Source organism: Oculatella sp. LEGE 06141, from assembly GCF_015207605.1.
Taxonomy (GTDB): domain Bacteria; phylum Cyanobacteriota; class Cyanobacteriia; order Elainellales; family Elainellaceae; genus Oculatella.
The window spans coordinates 1-12,970 of record NZ_JADEWO010000071.1 but is presented as its reverse complement, the minus strand read 5'-3'; the positions used below and the strand labels follow the sequence as shown (position 1 = coordinate 12,970).

Annotated in this window: 15 protein-coding genes; 10 read left to right on the top strand and 5 right to left on the bottom strand. The window is 47.1% G+C overall.

Going from position 1 to position 12,970, the window contains the following annotated elements:
- Positions 1-533 precede the first annotated feature (533 nt).
- Together IQ268_RS28110 and IQ268_RS28105 are read right to left on the bottom strand one after the other, a co-directional pair.
- On the bottom strand, positions 534-4,256 hold the full coding sequence (locus IQ268_RS28110; RefSeq protein ID WP_193886079.1) for a DUF3987 domain-containing protein: 3,723 nt from the start codon (positions 4,254-4,256) through the stop codon (positions 534-536).
- A gap of 340 nt (positions 4,257-4,596) precedes the next feature.
- Entirely contained in the window at positions 4,597-4,794 is a 198-nt protein-coding gene (locus IQ268_RS28105) for a hypothetical protein (RefSeq protein WP_193886077.1), read from the bottom strand.
- A gap of 211 nt (positions 4,795-5,005) precedes the next feature.
- Between IQ268_RS28105 and IQ268_RS28100 the strand changes: the two genes are divergently transcribed.
- The 9 genes from IQ268_RS28100 (at position 5,006) to IQ268_RS28065 (ending at position 10,793) form a co-directional block, all read left to right on the top strand.
- Entirely contained in the window at positions 5,006-5,992 is a 987-nt protein-coding gene (locus IQ268_RS28100) for a ParM/StbA family protein (RefSeq protein WP_193886075.1), read from the top strand.
- 259 nt (positions 5,993-6,251) lie between these two features.
- Positions 6,252-6,386: a hypothetical protein gene (locus tag IQ268_RS33150; RefSeq protein ID WP_255527299.1), complete on the top strand. Its 135-nt coding sequence runs from the start codon at positions 6,252-6,254 to the stop codon at positions 6,384-6,386.
- A gap of 112 nt (positions 6,387-6,498) precedes the next feature.
- Positions 6,499-6,723 carry a hypothetical protein gene (locus IQ268_RS28095; protein WP_193886073.1) on the top strand — a complete coding sequence of 75 codons (225 nt, stop codon included), beginning with the start codon at positions 6,499-6,501 and terminating at the stop codon, positions 6,721-6,723.
- Positions 6,720-6,860, top strand: coding sequence for a hypothetical protein (locus IQ268_RS28090; protein ID WP_193886071.1), 141 nt, complete (start codon positions 6,720-6,722; stop codon positions 6,858-6,860). Before IQ268_RS28095 ends, IQ268_RS28090 begins: the two co-directional genes overlap by 4 nt.
- Positions 6,857-7,216, top strand: a complete 360-nt coding sequence (locus IQ268_RS28085; protein WP_193886069.1) for a hypothetical protein — start codon at positions 6,857-6,859, stop codon at positions 7,214-7,216. The genes IQ268_RS28090 and IQ268_RS28085 overlap by 4 nt, the downstream gene beginning before the upstream one ends.
- A complete protein-coding gene (locus tag IQ268_RS28080) occupies positions 7,209-7,922 on the top strand; it encodes a hypothetical protein (RefSeq protein WP_193886066.1) in 714 nt (237 codons plus the stop codon). Before IQ268_RS28085 ends, IQ268_RS28080 begins: the two co-directional genes overlap by 8 nt.
- On the top strand, positions 7,915-9,231 hold the full coding sequence (locus tag IQ268_RS28075) for a hypothetical protein (protein WP_193886064.1): 1,317 nt from the start codon (positions 7,915-7,917) through the stop codon (positions 9,229-9,231). The genes IQ268_RS28080 and IQ268_RS28075 overlap by 8 nt, the downstream gene beginning before the upstream one ends.
- Before the next feature lie 235 nt (positions 9,232-9,466).
- A complete protein-coding gene (locus tag IQ268_RS28070) occupies positions 9,467-9,664 on the top strand; it encodes a hypothetical protein (RefSeq protein ID WP_193886062.1) in 198 nt (65 codons plus the stop codon).
- Positions 9,654-10,793: a M23 family metallopeptidase gene (locus IQ268_RS28065; protein ID WP_193886060.1), complete on the top strand. Its 1,140-nt coding sequence runs from the start codon at positions 9,654-9,656 to the stop codon at positions 10,791-10,793. Before IQ268_RS28070 ends, IQ268_RS28065 begins: the two co-directional genes overlap by 11 nt.
- Positions 10,794-10,875: 82 nt before the next feature.
- Here IQ268_RS28065 and IQ268_RS28060 read toward each other — a convergent pair whose 3' ends face one another.
- The 3 genes from IQ268_RS28060 to IQ268_RS28050 form a co-directional block, all read right to left on the bottom strand.
- Positions 10,876-11,112 (bottom strand): hypothetical protein, encoded by a 237-nt coding sequence (locus IQ268_RS28060; protein WP_193886058.1) that lies wholly within the window; start codon positions 11,110-11,112, stop codon positions 10,876-10,878.
- A 751-nt stretch (positions 11,113-11,863) separates the two neighbouring features.
- Positions 11,864-12,154 carry a hypothetical protein gene (locus IQ268_RS28055; protein ID WP_193886056.1) on the bottom strand — a complete coding sequence of 97 codons (291 nt, stop codon included), beginning with the start codon at positions 12,152-12,154 and terminating at the stop codon, positions 11,864-11,866.
- Between the two features lie 90 nt (positions 12,155-12,244).
- Positions 12,245-12,511, bottom strand: a complete 267-nt coding sequence (locus tag IQ268_RS28050) for a helix-turn-helix transcriptional regulator (protein ID WP_193886054.1) — start codon at positions 12,509-12,511, stop codon at positions 12,245-12,247.
- A 240-nt stretch (positions 12,512-12,751) separates the two neighbouring features.
- Between IQ268_RS28050 and IQ268_RS32510 the strand changes: the two genes are divergently transcribed.
- On the top strand, positions 12,752-12,970 hold a 219-nt coding region (locus IQ268_RS32510; protein WP_228035798.1), incomplete at its 3' end, for a hypothetical protein.

The window sequence follows — 12,970 nt, the reverse complement described above, 5'->3', positions numbered from 1 at the left end:
TGCTCTAAAGTTCTTAAAACCCGCGTGGAACAAGGTTTTCAGGGCTTATTAGGTTCCCCATTAGGTTCATTAGGTCGCCTTTAGTATATTTTCATTAGGAGAAATTTATCCAAAGAGATAAAATAGAAAGATTAATTTTTATATATAAAAAGAATAATCCTAACAGCGGATTTATAGAGAGTTTCTTCTTTATTAGGTTCCCTCTATATAAATCCTTTTTTATGATTATTCTTTTTATATATAAAAATACTTATTCTTCTTTCAGCATCTCTTCTTTTTAGACAGACCCAAGGGGCGACCTAATGAACCTAATGGGGAACCTAATAACCCGTGAAAACGTTATAGGGAGAGGATTCTAGCTATTTCAGAGCAACCTAATAGCGACCTAATAACGACCTAATAACAACCTAATGAGCGGCTGAAAGATCTATTAGGCTGCTCATTAGGCTGCTCATTAGGTTGCTCATTAGGTCGTTATGCCTATAAAAAATCCCCCAGCAGGAGCAAGGGGATAGGGTAGGGAGATAGGGTGTTTAGAATGGTACCTCTGCGATTACTTCAACTGACTCAAAAGGTACGTAGACCGGATTCCCTAAGCCGTTCCTCAAAGTAACTCCTGAGTGATCCGCTTCATTTACCTCGTAGGTCTGCCCAAAAATACACCCTCCAGGGATCAGCTTATCTTTTTTGAAAACCACAGTATCCCCCGGATGAATCCTGTTTTTTGCTGAATCTGCTTGTTGTCCCTCTTTTTCCGCAATGTTAGGAGCCTTCAGCTCTGCTCTGAAAGCATTCACCACTTCAGCGCTTAAAGCCTCCCTAGAGAGGGTAGAGGGGGTCTCCAGCCAGCGGAACTTCTGACTGCTGCCCACACCACTCAACTCCCCTTTTCCGGAAGGGAATTCTCCTTCAGCGATCGTTCGGAAGGTATCCCGGATGAGATCGACTGACCAACTTTTCTTCTGTTTGTCGCTTAAACTTCTCCTAACTACTCCTGCGGTAACCCAACCTTCTCCATCCTTCCTCATCTGAGACTTGGAAACAGACATTACCTTCTGCATAATCTCTGTCACGGGGGAGTCTCCCTCCTCTCCATCAATCATTTGATAAATGAATTTAGCTTGGCTACGGGAGAATGCCTCGATTTTCATCGCCTTGATAACCGTTTCCCTGCTAATTTGAGCAAATTCAGAGGCACTAGGGGAGATACCTGTTTTGTTCTGTTCCCTATCCCACATCTCGATGACGTGCAATGCTCCAGCAATTTTCAGTAGTCGCCCTTCGCCTTTAGACCAAATTGCTTTCATCCGAGGATCACTATCGGTAGTCTTCCGATCTTCAAAGAGGTTGTAGGCTGCTGCAAACTCTCTCCGCGCAGCCGCATCTAATCTGTACTCAAGTGGTGGAAGACTGTCTACAAAGGAATAAAGGCTGCTAAGGAGATCAATCAGTAAAGGCTCTTGATCGGTATCGTCGTTTGCCAGATCATCGGGATTTATGTATCCTGCTGTCTCCGGCTGATAGACCATTAAAAACCGAGCAAAAGTGCCCTCTGAATCCATCGGATCTTTTCGGAGCAGTTCCGCCAGTTTTTCTAAGAGAATTGCTCCGAAGTATCCGAAGATTTGCTCATGAGTTCCTTCAGTGCTTGCCGTGGATGCCCTCAAACTGCTATCCCGCTTCCCATCGTAGAGCTTAAGAAAGTTTTGCCGAGCCTTACCTTTGCCTCCGGTGTATTGATTCTCCGAGGCGAATTTGCCATACATCTCATCATCCGATCCAAAAGTGCCTTTATAGGGCTGCCGAGCATGAACAGCTCTTAAAGCTTCCTCTGTATAATCCTCCACATGGAAGATTCTAGGGGCTGGCTCAGGGGGCAACTCTCCGTCTGTCACTTCTAATTCCGGGAACTCTTGGATTACAAGATCCTGCCAACCTGGAGGTAGGCTCTTTCCGCCACAGTCATCTTTGAGGCTTTGGAGGGAGTTTTCATAGTCCCCCTTCAAGCGCTTCCAAGCTTTTAGCTCTTTCTTATAAATCTCCGCATATTTCTCCTTTAGTGGGGCTAGAGGGTGATCTGCGATCATCTTCATTGCAGGGGATTTTTTCTGCCCAGTGTGAGCAGACATCATGCTGTAAAGGTTGGGGACAACGCTAAATTTGCTTTTCTTGCTTGCGGTAATCCATGTTCCCGAAGAAAACAAGCTACTCAAAACGGGGAGGATTCCCAGTAGAAATACCTCGCTTCTTACAGCTAATCCCCCCTCCCCAGATAGTTCCCGGATGGCGTAGCTAAGAACGGGCGGCACAATTTCATCTAAATCGAGACTCCTGTGCATCTCTCCCAGGATTAAAGCGGCTTGCTTTCCGGAAGCCGCTACTTTGCGATCGGTAAGTGCTTTTTTCTTGATGGATTGAGCTAATCCATCAATTTGGTAAGCCAACCGAGGGTTTTGTTTTACGAGGTCTAATTTGAGTTCAAATTCGGCTACAAGATCGATATCATCTTGAGCGTAGAACTGCTTAAGCCGTTGGGAGATCTCCTCTGTAGAAGACTCTTGCTGCTTTTTACTCTCAACTACCTCAGCTTTAGCTTGCTTTGCCTTTACGACTGGGGGGGCTTGAAGCTTTGCCTCTTGTTCCGCAGTAGTCTTCCCTTTAGCGTTTGCGCTTTCGGCTGCTTCCAGTTCCTCAGCTTCCGTCAGAACGGCACTCCAGAAGCCCTCCAATTCCTTAGCAGTGATCCGCCAATTGTGAGACAGAAGCCCTTTTAAGAGGCTTTCCTGTTCCTCTAGAGGTCTGTTTTCGTCTTCTTTGAAAAATTCCCCTACCCTCACCATCAGGACTAGAACTGCCGCAGTCATTTGTTTACTGGAAAGATCATCTTCCGCAGTAATTCCTTTGATCACGGCCTTGCTTGCCGGAGATACCCCTAGCAGCCCCCGATGGTAGTCCGAAAGCTTTACAAGGGTAGCGATCGTTCGCATGGAGCCGCTTTTCTGTCCTGGCTTCAAGGCATCGTATTTTTTCCCGGCGTTCCAGGCTTTATCCGGGCTGTTGCCGAACCTTTCCACTATTAGCTTTCTTCCGGTCGCATCTCCTTCAAAATGGTGATGCACTGCCATTAGGGAGGCTATGGCATCCTCATGAGTGCCCGACCCAGGTTTGCCTCTTCTGGGGATGAAGGAGAGCATTTCCCGAATTTGGTCTTCCGAGAATTCTCCCCCTTTCTCTTTAGAAGCGGAGACAGGAGAGAGGCTGGAAGCTTCCTCAAACAGTTTGGCCTCAAAAAGGTAGTCACTATCCAGGAAGGCATTTGGATTTACAAGCGGGAATACTGCGTTTCTATTCCCGTAGAATCCTTGCCCGACATTGGCAGAAGCAGGATCACCCCCTCCCAGGTCTGCCAGTACCTTCTTGCAAAGATTTCTAAATAGGTCGGGATCTTCAACCTCAGTAGCAAGGGGGAACACAATCCGGAATCTATTCCAGTCCTCGGTATGATTGACCGAGGTATAAATTAGCCCTCCGGCTTCCTGAACCAATGGATGCTCTAGAGCCTCCTCGATAGTTAGCTCTTTTTTATAAACCTTGATTGTGTAGCCTTGGGCATCCTTAACGGGAATCCCAAAAGCGTCTTTTTTGATCTCGGAATTGTCGATGTCAATGACAACGCATTGAGCTTGGATGAAGTGTTGTTGGTCTTTGATGCCGTCCTTTAGAATGCAAGGACAAATACCATTCCCAGTCTTTACAATGGTTTGCAGGGCTTCTACAGTGCCTTGTAGGGTCTCCCAAGGATTCGTCCAATTAGAGAAGTTTCCCCAGTCTGAGCCGTCTTCCTTTTTATTTTTATCAAAAACGAGGGGATTAATACTGTAAGAGAAGTGGAATCCTTCTCCGTTAATCATTTCCGGGCTTTCAATTTCTGCTTCGAGTGAATCCCCGGTAACTGGGTCGGGATTCTGGCATTGGATCGTGTTGCAATTTTGATCCGATTCGGTATAATGGATATAAGCTGACATTTCTTCCCTCCTACAGGAAATTTGTTGGTTATCTGTCGAAAAAATCTTTTTATTTGAGATTCCCTGAGTGTTTGCCGCACTTGGGGAATTTTCGCTTTCTGGCTTAGGAGCCAGTTGGAGCGATCGGCTTTTGTTGCCGTTGGGATTGCTGCTGTTGCAGCCATTCAGATAATCCTTCATAAAGAAAGCTCGATTTCGAGCGGTATCCTCCTTTTCTGCATAAATCTGCAATTACTTCCGCCTCAAAAGGACTAACCATTATTGAGATGGTTTGGTTCCTTGGATTTTCTTTTGCTCTATTAGGCATTGGTTTTCTCCTCCGATTGCTTAAGTTTAAGTTGATTACCCCTGGGTTTTCAGATTTTCAAGATCAGGATTTTTAATTTTCCTGATCGGTTGGGGTTGTCTCTTGTCCCCATACGTCACTCTAGCACAGCTTTTTCTATTTTTTGAAAAGGCTGGAATGATCTGTTCATAAGGCTTCCAGTCACTTTTAATAAGATTTGATTGTTTGTCAACACATGGGAGTTTGTATTAACGTGTTGACAAATAATCAAAAGCATTGTCTTAGCTAATCCTCTTCTTTTTTGAATAATTTCACGGGGTTCGTTTCAGGAAAATCCCCTTTCTCTTTGGCAAATTCGATCGCCTTCTTTATTAAAAAAGACGCTAGACCTGCAACAGGTCTTCCATGCTCGTTCGCCCAAGCCTCTAGATCCGCTAAATCATCCTCCTCCAAAGTCACGTTGATTCTTGTGGGTCGGGGCATCTCTCTACTACCTCTAAATCCGAAAAGATCATACATCTTCTAGTCTCCCTTAGATGTTCATTGCATCCACGATCAGATTGATCCAAAATCTGATTAGATTATACATCTACTACCATCCACTTGTGTTATATTGGTGTACATGGATGGTTACTGATGGTTAACTACTAACCACTGACCTCCACCGATAACCACTTATGGAGAATTTTCAAGGATGCCACTATCCACAAAAAGGCAAGCAGAAGCCACAAAAGATACAGCAGAAGCCCTTACACGGACAGTCGTGGCTCTGGACGCTGGAAACCGCTTTATTAAATGGATTGATGCTTCTGGACGAATTCAGTGCATCCCCAGCTACTACAAAAAAGTAGAAGACTGGGAAGATGCAGAGGCCAGTGAGACATCCATCGTGATCGAACACGGGGGCGATCGTTACACGATCGGCTCAGATGCCCAATATCAGGCAGGTTCAGCCACCTTTGAGGATGATAAATGCCAATTGGTTAAACTGCTCGGTCTGGTAGCGATCGAACCTAAAGCAGGGCAGAACCAAGTAATTATTGAAGACCTCCGGATCATGCTTCCAGACTCCCGGAAGGCTGATTCTGTAAGCCATTTGAAGCGATTGGAAGGCTCTATTACCTTCAAGCGAAATGGGGTTGATGTTTACACAATGGTAAAGCGGGTTTCCCCGATTGATGAAACGAAACCCGCTTATCGATATGCCCTGGCAAACGGCCTTTTTCGCTTCCCTAAGAAGCACTTGGGAGTCATTGATTTAGGTGGGGGTACGGGCATCGCTCGGCTTTACACGCCCACCGGAACCATTATCCGGCAAGCCGATTGCATTCTTCCCGGTACGTTTGCCCTGGCACAACGGATTGCAGCCGCTCTTAAGCCGGAAATGGATTACAGTCCGGATCTCGGCTTAATTATGGATGCGATCGAAGCTAACGAATTTACTTACGGGACAACGGGTAAGCCCTTCCAAGCCCACTTTGAAAAGGCTCGTCAGCAATGGCTTGACGAAATCCGCAACAAAGTAAAAACGGCTTGGGCTTCCTATTGGAGCGAACTGGCTGAAGTGCTTATTGTTGGTGGGTCTGCGCCTCTCGCCCAACGTTTTGAGGTGATGACAAACGGTCGTTTTAAGGTTGCTCCAAATCCCCAGACGATCGCACTTCGGGGGATGTTGCAGTGATGAGAATCCAGGTAAAAGACGCGGATCAGCCCACTTTGCAGGAGATGCAGCAAGCGACAGGGCTTCCTAATGCCTCCGACGTTCTTACATTGCTGCTCCGGAAGTACGGGAGAGACTTTATCAACTGGTTTTCCTCTGAGGGGGCTTCCCCTCCTCCCCCAAACCTCCCTCCTGTAAGCACTTCAGAGTTTACCCCGGTTTTCGAAAACCCTTCTGAAAATGACGATTTACCCCCCATTGAGTTTTGAGGATTTACATCATGCAAGCAGTCCAAACGGTTTACTCAAACGGAGTAACGGTTACAGAGAACCCGGAAGCCCTCGTTAAATTCCGAAAACTGCAAGATTTCCTCTCTAAACGAGGGATTACCCCTAAAAAAGGGGCTTCAAAGTAACTTTGAGCTAATTTCCCTCTGATTTACGACCGATACCGAACCTTGAGAACTGCATAGCCACCAAACAACCCTGGGGAGTAGTGGCAACCGTTCACTCATTTAGGAGAAAACTATGTTCAATTCGCTTTCCATCTTGGAATTGCTGCGTTCCGATCCGGATCATTTCCGATCGCTGGCAGCATTCGCAAAAGACAACGTTCGAGTAGTTCCGAACCTCGATCGCCCCGTATCAGTGGATTCAGACGGAACCAACTGCTACATCCGTCCGGAGGTAGCAGAGGGGCTGCAAGAGGCTCTAATGCTCCTCAGTAAGGCATTTGAGGACATTCAGCTATGAGTTATCCCTCATTGGTTTTAGAGGGCTTGCTGGGGCTTTTAGCCCTGTCCTGTGTCCTTTACTTGTTCACTCCCTCCCAGTCCCTTAGAGGACTACCGGAGGGCATCACTTTAGAAGATTTAGAGGAGATTCGATGAAATATTTAATGCAAAGCGCAGTCAGGGTTCTGGCTGTTGCGATCGGGCTAACTGCCCCATTCTTGAACGTGATTCCTGCGGAGGTTGAATACCGTTACCCCAGTCCTCCCATATACGAGAGGCTCAACGGCTTGATGATTCAGTTAGCGCTCCCCTGGAGCCTTATCGGGGCAACTTCAGCCCTGGCTCTGGCAGATGTGGGCATCAGAGCAGCCGCAACTAAAAAGGATGAATCTACCTTAATGAGACTGCAAATGAGACTACGGGATAGAGACCTCTCCCCGGAACTGGCAGACTCTTATACCCAGGTCTTAGGAGACCTTTTAGCAGATCAAAAGGAAGAAAATCATGGATGAGAAAAACCTTTTAGGGAATGACCTCTCCTCTCTCCCGGATAATGCCGGAGAAACCGCATTCTCTCGTTATCCGGGAGAGGAAAACCCACAAGAAGGGAGAGGGCTGAAACCCTCATTATTCCGTTGGTGGAGAAGTGCGGATAATGGCAAGATGTTCCCCATTTGGATAACCGGATTGACCATCTTAGCTATCCCGTTCTTGCGGGGAATGATGACCCCAGAAGCCGCAGTTCCCGACCCCATTGAGACCCCTATTGAGACAGCAGAGTTTCAGGTTGAGACGGTAGAAGATAGCCCGATCGCCAGGGCAAAGCAAGAGCTGCTGACTGAACTGGGGGCAGGGGAAGAAGCAGCCTTGCAGACATTGGCGATCGGCTATTTAGAATCCGCTGATCGGCTGCTGGAGGAGACCGGGGGAACTGTTGAGTACAAAGGCAAGACCTATCGATTCCGTCCGGAGCGGTGGCTTCAAAATCAGCTTAACGATCGCTCCTTTGAGCTTAAGAGTCTCGACCAAGGGCAAATCCGATGGGATGCAGGATCAGCCCGGAAATATGCGGCTATCGCTTTTGAGATTAAAGCTTTGCAAATTGCGATCGAATCGACCCAGAACGGGGAGGTTCCCAGGGTTGCCCCAAGCATTGCAACCGAACGAATTCAATATGCAGTGGAAACTTATCGAGGGATGGTGAAAAACAGTGAATAGGACGAAAGATAAAGCCGCTCATGGGTTGCTTAATTTAGGTTTGGTGCTGGCTGCGGGGGTTGCCTTAAGCTCTAACCTCAGCCTTCCCTTAAAGTTACCCCTTACCATCCTCTTATCTTGGGGAGCCATAAAACATCAGCGGACTCACGAACTGGCTCCTGCTGATTGGCTGATGGGAGTCGCCAGTGCCACTAAGGGGGCTACTTCGGAATTGGACTTCTTAGCAGGGAAAGCATCCGATCGCTTCAACTTCAAACCTTTAGAGAATAAGCGAATCAAACCGTTTGTACATTTCATGAGAGATTTGGACGACCAACTTAAGGTAATGGGGATTGATGCTGAGGCCATGTATCGGCGGATTTCTTCCGGGGACATCCGAAACACCATTTTCGGGGGCATTAGCCGAGAGGGTAAATCCATTGCAGCCCACTTTGCTTTACACCTCTGGCTGAAGGCGAATCCTAATTTAGTGGTGTGGATCTATGATCCGAACTTCCGGATGGGCAAAGACACTGATTTCTTGCCTACTTGGTGTGGAATCCCTGAAGGTCTTCCGCAGCCTGGGGAGATGCGATCGTGCGTTGTCACTAACAAGGATGACTTTAAGATTTTGTGGGGTCGCTACTATGCCTCCTTCTGCCATCGGAGGAGGGAGAAGATAGACGGTCGGCATCCAGAAGGATTCGAGCATCTTTTCATTATTGAGGAGTCAACTTTCCTGTTTACCCCGGATATGGAAGCGGAGGTTAAGCAACTGGGAGAGGTTGCCACTCAAGGCCAGAAAATGAATGAATTTATCTGGTTTGTAACCCACACCTTAACCAAGACAGAATGGAACCTCGATCGCTCCACTGTCCGGCAGTGCAACGTATTGATGGGAGTGAGGATGGCGGAAGACTCTTATCAAAAGGCAGGCTCCCCGCAGTCAATGAAACACCCTTCGGATAGGGCAAAGCAATACATCCAGACGCTAAAAGGCAAAGACCAACAGGGCTTTCTCACCAACATGGAGTTTGGGGATTCCTACTTCCCCCCTCCACCTATCCAGGGGACGAAGGATCTGGAATTTGAATTTGTCTTTGATGAGGTACCGGACGAACTCCAAAAAGAATTTGATGCCCGTTTGCAGAACCCGGATATCAAAGAGGCGATCGATCGCTACTTAACCGGGGAATTGGAGGCGGATGGAAGCCTTTCTCCAAAAAAGCAATTATTCAAGATTGTTTGGGGCAAGTCTTACAACTCCAAATCCTACAAACGAGAAAGCGACATCCTTAATCGATATTTAGCAAAAGCTGAGGAGGCTTAATTTCATGGGACGTTTCATTTTGGCTTTGATTGTTTTTGGGCTTGTGAATGCCCTAGTAGCAGAGGGGGCACTGAACCTCCCCAGATCTGGGGGAGCGGTCGGTAGTTTCCTGGGGGAGGGATTGGAATTGATCTTCCGAACCCGTCCAGCTCCCCCTGCGGAAAACCAAGACAGCCCGTTTGCAGAGTAGTAGTTGGGGGAATCAATCCCCCATTCTTTTTTAGGAGAAAAATCGATGCTTGATATTGATGATGATATTTTCCCAAACCTAATTATCTTAGGTGCGGTGTGTTGGGGGCTGTACCTCCTCAATCCGCAATTCAAACAATTTGTGCATGTTCGGATTCAACCTTGGTGGAATTCCTATCAGGAGCAAATCCAGTTAGGGGAGACAATCGACAACTTTTTTGAGGGCTTGACCAATGTTGACTGAGGAACAATCCAAGGAATTCCTAGAGGCAATGAAAGGGCTGCAAGAGGGGCAGAAGCTTACGGCTCAAGCCCTAACCAAACAATTGGAAGCCCAATATTTCCAAGCAAAGATCATGCAACGGCAGATCCGGAGGGCTTCCGCAGTTGCCCGATGGTATCTAGCAGCCGCTTCCGTCGCGGTTGTTACCCTAGTCTCGATCGCCCAGCCATTTATGCCAAAAAATCAATCGGCTGTAGAGGTTCCCGAAGGGCAAATTTCTTCCCCTGCTTTTCGATATTTTCAAGGAGAAACCCTGAAGAAAGGAGACTCACTGGGGGCTTATCAAGTTGGGGATATTGTCGGAATGCGGACAGACCCCTTTAATGGCGAACAACGGATGCACAACGGTGTGGACATAAGAACCCCTAGCGGAACCGCTTTACACGCCCCAGGAGCCATTACAGTGGCTTGCAAGGAAGAGACTGGTATGGGCCGGTATGCAGAGTTTACGTTTAATGATCGGCGGATTCTTTTAGGTCACTTACAAAGCTGTGTACCGGGCAGAGCAAACACGGGGGACACGATCGCCTATTCCGGCAACTCTGGAAAGCGGACAACCGGGGCACATCTTCATTTTGAAGTGTGGCAAAATGATCAGCCGCAGCAAGTAACCAAGTCCCTAGCGGAAGCCGTTGTACTGAATCAGCAACTTCCCAACCTCCGAATCAACGGGGGCACCTATCAAGGTTTATCGGATGAGCAGAACCAAGTCGCATCTGCCTACGTCTCCAAAGGTCGGGAAATGGAAATGAGCGATCGGGAAATTACGATCGCTCTCATGACTGGGCTGCAAGAATCCGGACTGAAGAACCTGACTCACGGGGATGATTGGTGGTTTGCAAAATGGGGTTGGGGGAAGTCTGATAGTCTCGGTTCGTTACAGCAGCGGGATAGCTGGGGATCTAGAGAATGCCGTCTTGATCCTGCTTGTGCTGTAGAGCTTTTCTATAACGCCATGAAAAAAGTCCCCAACCGAGATGCAATGTCTCTCAATGATGTAGCAGCCACAATCCAACGTCCCGCAGCCCAATACAGGGGGCACTATGCCAAGCATGAAAACAAAGCGAGAGAGATCCTGTCCCGCTATTAAAAAACGATTGACAAAGAGTAACCCCGCAGCTCCGGTTAGGGCTGCGGGGTGTTTTTATGTCTTCGGGCTTCTACCCCGATTGTTACTTGGTCTGAGCCGTTCTGTTCCAGGCATACCGAACTGCTACCAGGCAAAGACTGGTAGCTAGTAGCAGGGCAGTGGGTTGTCCCCCAACATCCAAAACTTTGAACACAATCCGCTCAGTAGAACCGATCGCAATCTCGGCAAGATGGGGAACTCTGGAATTTTCGAGAGGAGGAGAAGACGAAACCAGTACATAGGCACCAGGAGCTTTTGAAGGAGGGGGAAGGGTGAGCATTGATAAGTATTCCTCATGTTACGTTGAATTCCCTATCCAAGCCCTAGCTATGTTGCTATACTCACGGCACAAGAATAAAACAGAGTCCTTAAGACCCAAAAAGAGCATAGCCTTTGTTTATCTAGGGCTTGTCAGGGGTTTTGAGGGCTTTTTTATTTCCCTCGAGAGTAGACGCTTTTTGCGTCTGCCATATTTAAGCACATGCACGAATTAATTCGGCTCTACAAATCCATAAATAGGGGTTTATGTATTTTTGGGAGACCCTGAAGTAGCATCCCTAGCGTAGTACCTTTGAACTAACGACAGTAGAGCTGCTCTACGTTGCAATTCAAACTTGGCTTTGTAGTCGAGTAGGGAATTTCTTCTAGGCATGAACACCGCAAAGCCTTTGGAATTTGCGCCATCCATCTGATTGCCATCAAAGAAGAGAGATTTTGTGCTTCTTAATCTGCTCTTTCATAAAATGATTCAGCCAATATTTTTCCATCTCATTGGCGAAGTCCACCAATTCCGCCGCAACTTCTAAGGTTCTGCGGGGTTATTTTTTGCTTCAAAGTAACTTTGAAATATCAAAAAGGAAGTCTATCCAAATAACTCTGCCATAACTTTTTAGATACTTCCACTTTCCAATACCTTTTTACCGCACCGATCTGTACATGGTCTGAGGATAATTGATATTTCTCCGCTCTCCTTACCCAGGTTGTATAAGCAACCCAGGCTAGCTCCCAATTTCGGCAGAGCTGTACCGTCATCACTGACCCCGTTGATTTACCAGGGTTTCTACAACGTCCAGCAGACGATCTACCTGCCGATCGCGTCTGTTGCCCTCGGCTTCCATGCGATCGAATCCGTTCTGCATGAGATTTTTAAGCTCCACAACCCCCTCAGAAAGTTTGGCGGTTTGGTGGGTTAGCGTCTCTAGGTTTTCTCCGATCGCAGCCATCCGATTCTCAAAAGTCTGCTCGAAGCGATCGAGTCTTAAGCTGATTGCTTCTTGTCCTGAGATGATTGCGTTCTCTTTTGAAAATTTCGGTTCTGCCATAAGGGTTACTCCTGCGGTGATTTGATTTTAGCGCTGAGGCATGTGTTTTTTTAAGGGGAGAGAAATTCATTAACATTTTATTCGGCTGGATTAAGCATTGCTTTGTCCCTCCCTCTGCCACTCCAAAAGATCGGTCAGTCCGATCTCTTGAGTCTTAGTCTCCGGGAGAGCAAGGGCATTCAGAGCGGCAAGAACTTCCTCTAAACGATCGCCATCAATCCGAGGCATTACAACCGAATTACGCAACCCTGTGATTGTGGCAGGACGGACTTTTAAGAACTCTGCCAGATCCTTACCTTTGATGCGATGCTTTGCCATCAGCTCATTTAGATTCCACCTGATCACGGTCTGAGCCATATAAATTACTCCTTTAGCTTATCTGTTTACAGTATAACCTATTTTGTTACGCTTAAAACGTAATTAATTAATTAAATAAGAAATTAATTACGATTTAACCTTGACAATTTACGGTTTAACCGTAATAATAAGAAGTATGGGAAGCAACCCAATAGCCCACCGGGGGCAGACAAATCCCGGCCTCATCCCCAGGGAGATAAGTAAAACGATACCGGAGCTAACCGGGATAGAAACAGCGAGTTGCTTTCTCCAAGTTTTTTTACTGGCATCGCTACAAAAGCCGCTAATTATTCAGGAGAGAAAAATCAAATGGACTTCATCATCACCGCTACAGTCTTTGGTTCGATCGCTTACTTCGCTATTGGTTTCGGCTTGCACCTAAAAGCCAAGTGGAAGGGGGTAGGGAAACCCAAAGTAACTTTGGAAGCCTCTGAGGTTGCCGAAGTTTACCCCCAGGAC